The 7,954-nt window shown below is 39.8% G+C and carries 9 protein-coding genes; 1 reads left to right on the plus strand and 8 read right to left on the minus strand.

All coding sequences use genetic code 11. The features are described from left to right. Window positions 1-326 precede the first annotated feature (326 nt). From JWR23_RS00005 to JWR23_RS00020, 4 genes are all read right to left on the minus strand, one after another. On the minus strand, window positions 327-1,592 hold the full coding sequence (locus JWR23_RS00005) for a metallophosphoesterase (protein WP_299511371.1): 1,266 nt from the start codon (window positions 1,590-1,592) through the stop codon (window positions 327-329). A 378-nt stretch (window positions 1,593-1,970) separates the two neighbouring features. Next, window positions 1,971-2,621: a Pr6Pr family membrane protein gene (locus tag JWR23_RS00010; RefSeq protein ID WP_299511372.1), complete on the minus strand. Its 651-nt coding sequence runs from the start codon at window positions 2,619-2,621 to the stop codon at window positions 1,971-1,973. A gap of 16 nt (window positions 2,622-2,637) precedes the next feature. Then, on the minus strand, window positions 2,638-2,994 hold the full coding sequence (locus tag JWR23_RS00015) for a hypothetical protein (protein WP_299511373.1): 357 nt from the start codon (window positions 2,992-2,994) through the stop codon (window positions 2,638-2,640). Between the two features lie 6 nt (window positions 2,995-3,000). Continuing rightward, the gene (locus tag JWR23_RS00020) at window positions 3,001-3,339 is read right to left on the minus strand and encodes an MmcQ/YjbR family DNA-binding protein (RefSeq protein WP_299511374.1); all 339 of its coding nucleotides are present in this window, start codon (window positions 3,337-3,339) and stop codon (window positions 3,001-3,003) included. A gap of 101 nt (window positions 3,340-3,440) precedes the next feature. On the opposite strand from JWR23_RS00020, the gene JWR23_RS00025 reads away from it, so the two are divergent. After that, window positions 3,441-4,214, plus strand: coding sequence for an enoyl-CoA hydratase/isomerase family protein (locus JWR23_RS00025; protein ID WP_299511375.1), 774 nt, complete (start codon window positions 3,441-3,443; stop codon window positions 4,212-4,214). Between the two features lie 556 nt (window positions 4,215-4,770). On the opposite strand, the gene JWR23_RS00030 is transcribed toward JWR23_RS00025, so the two are convergent. The 4 genes from JWR23_RS00030 to JWR23_RS00045 all read right to left on the minus strand — a co-directional run bounded on the left by JWR23_RS00030 (window position 4,771) and on the right by JWR23_RS00045 (window position 7,632). Then, window positions 4,771-5,061: a chaperone modulator CbpM gene (locus tag JWR23_RS00030; RefSeq protein WP_299511376.1), complete on the minus strand. Its 291-nt coding sequence runs from the start codon at window positions 5,059-5,061 to the stop codon at window positions 4,771-4,773. A gap of 11 nt (window positions 5,062-5,072) precedes the next feature. Continuing rightward, window positions 5,073-5,984 carry a J domain-containing protein gene (locus JWR23_RS00035; protein WP_299511377.1) on the minus strand — a complete coding sequence of 304 codons (912 nt, stop codon included), beginning with the start codon at window positions 5,982-5,984 and terminating at the stop codon, window positions 5,073-5,075. A 132-nt stretch (window positions 5,985-6,116) separates the two neighbouring features. Further along, window positions 6,117-6,338, minus strand: a complete 222-nt coding sequence (locus JWR23_RS00040; RefSeq protein ID WP_299511378.1) for a PspC domain-containing protein — start codon at window positions 6,336-6,338, stop codon at window positions 6,117-6,119. Between the two features lie 7 nt (window positions 6,339-6,345). Next, window positions 6,346-7,632: a DUF2851 family protein gene (locus JWR23_RS00045; RefSeq protein ID WP_299511379.1), complete on the minus strand. Its 1,287-nt coding sequence runs from the start codon at window positions 7,630-7,632 to the stop codon at window positions 6,346-6,348. Window positions 7,633-7,954 lie beyond the last annotated feature (322 nt).

Here is a 7,954-nt window from a genome sequence, read left to right on the forward strand (position 1 = left end):
TTGTAATCTCTATGAGTTTAGTTTCTACGGAGACCAGTAGATCGTAATAAGATGAGTCTGGGAAGATGCACTATTTAACGTGTTTAGCGATTGGATTTTGAGGAAATAAGTTAAAAAACAGGAAGAAAAAGTCATGGGTACGACTAAAAATCAGCATCTTAATAGCATAAATTCTTATGCAAACGGTATTAAACCTTTGATTTTAAGCAAATTGCAATTTTGGGTGTACCAGGGTGTACCCAAGTGCATCAACGTGTTCGTGGTACAGTACAGTAATAATATAACGGGTATAGGTTTATTGCTGCATTTGCAACACCTTAATATTATCAGGCTGTTTTCTTCTTTAAGGTAATAACCGTTATCTCGGGCCAAATACCTAACCTGCCAGAAAATGCCAGGAAACCAAAGCCGCGGTTTACATACAGATAGCGGTTCTTTTCGTTTACCAACCCTGCCCAGTCTAAATAGCGGTATTGTACGGGGCTCCACCTAAACCCCGCAACCTCCACACCAAACTGCGCGCCGTGTGTGTGACCCGAAAGTGTTAAATGAATATTCGCCGGGTTATAACGCACCTGCTCCTCCCAATGGGTAGGGTCATGAGATAACAATACTTTAAATGTGTTTTGATCTACACCTTGAAGGGCCTTATCTAAATTGCCAACTTTTATAAAACCTTTCCCCCAGTTTTGCACGCCGATCAATGATATTTTCTGCCCGTTTTTTTCAATCACCACATTTTCATCCAGCAGCAGGCGGTACCCTAAATCTTTATGGTGCTGTTTTAACTTATCCAGGTTGGCGGCCTTTTCCTGTTCACTGTCCCAATGGATATAATCGCCATAGTCATGATTACCCAGTATGGAAAACTGCCCGTATGGCGCTCTTAGCATGCTAAAATTGCTAATGTACTGTTCTATCTCCCAGGCGGCATTGTTAACCAGGTCGCCGGTAAAAACAAACAAATCGCTTTTTTGCGATTGTGCAAGGTCAATGCCCCGCTGCATAGCATCCACATTATCAAAACTGCCCGAGTGGATATCAGATAACTGGGTAATGGTAAAACCATCAAAAGCATCGGGCAGGTCATCATAGTATAATGTTTGGCGGTGCACCTTATAATCATACTTACCCCTAAACATGGCATAAAAAAAGCCAAAGAATGGAAACGCGGCAATCAGTATAGCTAATTCACTGATGAATTTACGCCGACCGGGAAAATAAGAATGGCTTACCTGATCCTGAGTTTTGTTTACGGTATTAAATATCCCAACAAACAGACGTCCTGTATCGCCCAAAAATAGTATGAGCACAAAAAACACCTTGGTAATAAAAAATGTTAAGAAAAGGCTAAGCATCCACTCGTGGAATGGTGTCATGCCTTTTGCGGTACTAAAGCTGCCAAAACCCAGCAAAAACAAAAGGGTTACACCAACCGAAACAAGCAGGAAGCCGTAAAGCACCACCTGCCGCAAACGTTGCGAGTGCCAATCGTTAGTAAAAGTTTTCAGGCCTGTAAAAACATACCAGTCAAACAACAAACTTATTGCTGAAATTATTAAAAAAAAAGTTAAAAAGCCACCTCTATGCATCGGGTAATATAAAGCTTGCAATTTATAAAAGGAAAGGTAATTAGCGCGTAAAATTTAGCCCAATATAGCGTCTCATTATAAATAAAAAAACTCCCACCATTTAGCGGGAGTTTTACAATGTATTAATTTAGTGTATTAATAGCGATGCGCGTTATCATAGTGATGGTCGTTGTTGTCATGGTCACGATTGCGGTCATTGTCACGGCCCCGATCATTATCACGTTCGTGCATTCTGCGCTGACGGTATTCAAGGGAACAGCTTGTAATGGTTACTGAGGCAAATACTAACAGTGTAACCATTTTTATAACATACTTTTTCATAGCATTGAGTTTTATTTGTCTTTATATATTATAAAGACCATGCCAATACAGAAAAGTTTAATATTTTATATGATGGTGCAGAATTATTTCTTTTTTTAAGAACCGGTCAATAGCAATAAAAAATGTACCGACAGCTAAAAATGCAAATAAAAGCAACACAGCGTTGATAGCCATTTGTTGATAACTGATAAGGTTGGCATCAATAAAGTTATAAGGATAAAAGCCTGAGACAGCGCCACGTATAAGGATATAAATCAGATAGATTAACGGATAGATAAGCCAGGTAAATGCTTTGCTCCATTGCAGGTTGCCTTTGGGTACAAAAAAGAGCCAGAATAAAATAAACAACACAGGGCTAACAGAGTGAAATATTTCATCGGCTAATTTAAACAAACCGTATTTGGTACCTTGTTGCCTTAATATTAATTGATAAACCAAACCCACTATAGTTATATAAAGAACCATAGCGGTTAACGTTTCAAATTTTGAAAAGAATTTTGCCCATACAGATGCGGGCCATAACAAAATTACAGTAAGCGACAGTGCTATCAATATATTATTTTGAATGGTGAAATAACTTAATAGCTGTACAATGGCACCGCCAAATGTGCGGCCATCCGCCATATACTTTACGGTTGAAATATAGAACTGAAGACCCAAAGCAAACCACACAGTTATTGCTAAAAAGGCCATATATGAAGCTTTCATTTTATTTTTCACAATGCTATATTAATGTATCGCCTTTTAAACCTACTGTACTTAATAACTCATAAGTAAATACTCCTTTTATAATCGCCGGGTCCTGTTTAATCATTTCCTCAACTTCGGCTTTATCAGTGGATGCATATATGCCTATTGCCCGTATAGTCGTATCATCATTTACAGGCATGGTTATTAATAGCTTTCCTTCCTCGCGCAGTTTAAAGGTGTAGGGCAGGTGCTCACTTTGTATTATTTTGCGGGTGTCCTCGTGGTCAAAGTTTTCGCCTTTGGTTAAAATAAGCAGGGTGTAACGGTTCATTGCAGCTAATTTTTGCACAATTGCCGGTGGTACAAATTCAAAGTTTGGTGGCGCGCTCATAATAGTTTATTTGTGATTTTTTTTAGCTGATTTTTTTGTAGTAACTGCTTGCCATGCGGTATTCAAGGCATCCTCCAACATATCGCGGCGCACTTCTTTTAATTCAAAAAAGGTACACCCCTGCAATCCCCATTTATTAGGTACCGGATAAATAACAGCCGGGTTAAATGCAGAAAAAACAGATTGATCAATAGGCGACAGTTTAACCATTACACGCTGTTCTGGTACCCAAATGGTAGCAAATATGCGGTTATTAGCTTTAAATGCAGGTTTGCCAAAATGGTCATATTCCTCTGTGCCTGGTAGGGCTAAGGCAATTTGGCGTACAGTTTCTGTTGTTATCATAAAAATGATTGGAAGCTAATTTATTAAATTCCAGCTAAAAAATTGCAGGTATGTTAAATACTTCTGATATTGTTTAAATCTATATTAGTTTAAAATAACCCATGCCTGATAACCCAAACGGAAATATAACCCTTATTATTAGCGATACCGGCGTTGCTACTATCAGCTTTTACCATCCGGCGCAAAATTCTTTGCCTACCGCTTTGTTAGATGAGCTGACTGCTACAATTACAAAAGCCGGTGCCGATGAAAAAACCAGGGTAATCTTACTAAAAAGCGAGGGAGAACGCACTTTTTGCGCGGGCGCAAGTTTTGATGAGCTATTACAAATAAAAGATAAAGAAGCAGGCGCCCTATTTTTCTCAGGCTTTGCCAGGGTGATCAACGCCTGCCGAAAATCGCCAAAAATTATAATTGCCCGTGTGCAGGGCAAAGCTGTAGGCGGAGGTGTGGGCCTGGCTGCCGCAGCTGATTATTGTCTGGCTACCGAAGCTGCATCCATTAAATTAAGCGAATTGGCTATTGGTATTGGTCCGTTTGTTATCTCGCCGGCGGTGATACGTAAAATAGGTTTGCCAGCATTTTCGCGTTTAACAATTCGTGCCATTGATTTTCAAACGGCACATTGGGCAAACGAGAAAGGATTATATAACGAAGTATACACTACCATAGGTGATATGGATGAGGCTTTAAATACGTTGGCGCAGAAACTGGCCTCCTATCATCCCGAAGCATTAAACGGGTTGAAGCAAATATTATGGGAAGGGACCGAAAACTGGGACGAACTGCTGAATGAACGAGCTGCAATTAGCGGCAGATTGGTATTATCTGAGTTTACACAACAGGCGCTGCAAAGCTTTTTAGGAAAGAAATAATAGTGGTAATAAAAAAGCTCCCGCGGGTTACGGGAGCTTTTTTAATTAGTAATGTCTTCTTACAACACGTTCGTGGCGGGAATAATTGCGAGTAACAACTACAGGCCTTCTATAACCATGTCTGTAATAGCGTCTACGTACGGGGCCACGATCAACAATTACTTCGCGATGTACTGGTCTTTCAACAACTACTTCACGGCGTGGAGGAGGGGTGCCAACTCTGACACCAACTCTAACTTGCGCGTTTGCAGCCTGGAATGAGCAGGCTAATATTATTGCTGCTATTGATAGTTTTATAATTTTCATAATCGTAATATTATATGAACATTGTTATCATTGTTCTCGCCGGTAAGGCAATCATTATGCCAAGAGGTTTAATTATTAGTAGTATGTAGCTATAAAACATTGATAGTTAGGTTCAGAAATATATAAGCTAATAATAGATTTTATTTAAAGCCCGGTTTGAATTATGTATGCAGATATATACATAACCTTGCATTTAGAATTAACATGGCTTTGCGTTTGTGTTAAAAATGACAAGTAGGGGTGAGTTAATTCACTCGTACAGTTTTAAACTGTTCTTCAACAAGCGTATTTCTTCCTGGATATCCTCAATCCGTTCTAATAAATATGTAATTGCTCCAATGCCGGCTACATTAATATCCAACTCATTATGCAGGCGTATCATACGCTCCAGCTTTTGGAGTTCAGTTTCGGGGATATAAGTGGTTTCGTTAACTACTGTTATTTCTACTAATCCTGCTTCCCTTAAGTCGTTAATAAAAGTTTGCTCCAGCTGGTGGTACACACAAAAATCAGTGGCTGCTATTAAATGCTTTGTACGCATAACTTTTTAATTTATGTAGATGATTTAGCCAGTTCTTCAAACAGTTGTTTTTGCTTGTTGGTAAGATTCACAGGTAATTGCAGGTCATAGGTAATATACAGATCGCCAAACTCACCTTCTTTTTTATAAAGCGGCAGGCCCTTGCCTTTTAACTTAACTTTAGTGCCGTTTTGTGTTTCGGGTTTTACTTTCACCTTAACTTTGCCGGTCAGGGTCTCAACAGTTATTTCGCCGCCTAATATAGCGGTATAAAGGTCAAGCTTTACGGTGCTATACAGGTCGCTGCCTTTTCTTTTAAAGCGTGGGTCATCTGCAACAAAAAACTTAATATACAAGTCGCCGCCGGGCCCGCCATTAGCACCCGGGCCGCCATGACCGGTAATTTTTATAGTTTGCCCGTTTTCAACACCTGCGGGTATAGTTATGCGTATATTTTTGCCGTTTACGGTAAGTGTTTGTTTATGGGTTTCGCTGGCTTCTTTTAGGTCAAGATGCAGTTCGGCATTATAATCCTGCCCGCGATATTTGGCCTGGCGCCTCTGGCTGCCGCCACCCCCGCCAAACATTGATTGGAAGAAGTCTGAAAAATCATTACCACCGCTGCCAAATCCTTCAAAATCAAAAGCTTGTCTGCCACCACCGCCAAAGTCGTGTTGTTGCCGGTGTTGGTGCTGACGTGCCTGCTCGTACTGCTCGCCATGCTGCCAGTGTTCGCCATATTGATCGTATTTTTTACGCTTTTCCGGATCGCTCAAAACTTCGTTAGCCTCGTTTAGCTGTTGGAATTTCTTATGAGCATCCGAATTGTTAGGGTTCAGATCCGGATGATATTTACGGGCAAGCTTTCGGTAAGCATTTTTTATATCCTTATCGGTGGCAGCTTTAGTAACGCCTAATACCTGGTAATAATCAATAAATGCCATGTTGTTTGGTTGTAAATAACTAAACCTAAAGATAGGGGAAAAGTTTCGGTCGCTCTAAAATCTCCCCTGGTAGGAAAGACTTTTTTATTGAATTTTCAAGCTCTCCCTTTCGGGGAGTTTTGGGCGGAGGCTCTAAAAGTCGGACGTTCTTGCTCTGACGCGTTTAATATAATTGCGGATGTCTAACACAATGCCGGCAAAAAAATAAACTATAAGCGGGAATCCAACAGATAAAAACGATGCATAAATAAAGAATAGCCTTATTTTAGAGATAGATATATTGAAACGCTCACCCAAATAAGTGCAAACCCCAAAAGAGTATCGTTCAAAAAAAGTAAGCAATCGCTGTAACATAATTTAATCAGGCTAACTTAAGTATTTTATTACCAACGCCGCATTGCAGGCATTTCTTATAATTACAATAATAGTTTTTTAATTCCAATAATGCCTGCGACTCGAACGCCGAACTTGCTTTTACACCAAGGCTATCAAAATCAGCTATAATATTATTTTGTTCGCCGGGCAAGTTTTCTAATAATTTAAGGCTGCGGTCTATATAATATTGCTGTTGGTTGTGCCTACCATAACTAAACAAAAATAGAGCCAATGTGTTTAAAAGCAATAACCCGGCCGATGCTTGCCCCATGCTTTTTGATGATGGTTTGGATGGTTTATCAAACTGGTAATGATCTGCCCAATAGGGGGTTACTTTAATATCAATAAATAACTTTTGCAGGCTTTTTACATCTTTAATATCCAACACCTTCGAAAATAAGTGATTGGAGTTAATAACCAGCGCCGCAAATTGTGCCAGCCTTATAGTAGGGAAGTTTTGTGGCCGCATGCGCATAAATTTCCAAAGATGATTGTCAATGGGTATAAGATTGAACTTCTTTCTTAGAAACTCATATTCCTTTTTTAGCTTTCGCGGATATTCATCTGTAAGATCATTATTTAAAAATCCTGCTTGCCCAAATATCAACGCTTCAATTTGAAGCGGGTTGTTTTTATGTTTGGCCAGAATATTTTGTGGTAACGATTTTGCCAGTAATTCAAACGGAACAGCATTGGTTTTAAAACCAAAGTTGGCCGCTAAAAATTGATAAAAGGTTTCTTCCCAATCGCCTCGGTTTAGGTTGAGCGCGGTAATAACCGCGGTCGATTTCTTTTCCAGGCGCTCAATTAATACCCTTGTAAACCATGTTTTCAAAGTAAAGTCGTCCAGCTTGCCAATGCTCGCCTCGCATGGGATTATTGTTTGCGTACCGAATACCAGGTTGTGGTAACGGTTAAATAATTCATCAGGTATACGGTCCTTTAGTTCAAGAGTTGGTATTTGCCGGCCGTTAGGTAATATTACCGGTTCATCATCACGGTAAACCACATGCAGGATCACATTATCGTAAGCATTATCTTTAGAGTGTTTATGCTTTTTCCAATCAGAAGAGGAGAGGTGCAACTCTACATTGCCCGCCCATAGTGTATCACCAATTTTTATCCGTGCATTCCCAAAATCGGGCCCTGAGTCTGTATTATGCATACCTGCCGATAATATTTCTATTATATCCCCGGTTGTAGTTTGCAGGTTGGCCCGCTCAAACAAGCGGAATTTCCATACATAATGCAAAAAGTCTTCGGTGAAAAGCATTAACTAAGATACAAATAAATGTCATTTCGACCGTAGGGAGAACTGCCTCTTGAGCGATAGCGAAAAAATCTTATACACCATACATGCCGCAATGCAGTGTGTATAAGATTTCTTCCAGGGAAATCGCTTTTAAAAATTGACTGTACCAAACAGGTCATTTACTCATAATGGCGATTTTTTGGCTAAAGCCGGTGTTAATTCTTTTACGGGTCCGTCACATAAATGTGACGGCAATGATAGCAAAATAGTTTTTTCATTGCCGTTGGCTTCAGCCAACGGGCTAAGATTATAATTATAGACGGGCTTTAGCCAAAACCGGTAC

The sequence above is a fragment of the Mucilaginibacter sp. genome (assembly GCF_028288205.1).
Taxonomy (GTDB): domain Bacteria; phylum Bacteroidota; class Bacteroidia; order Sphingobacteriales; family Sphingobacteriaceae; genus Mucilaginibacter.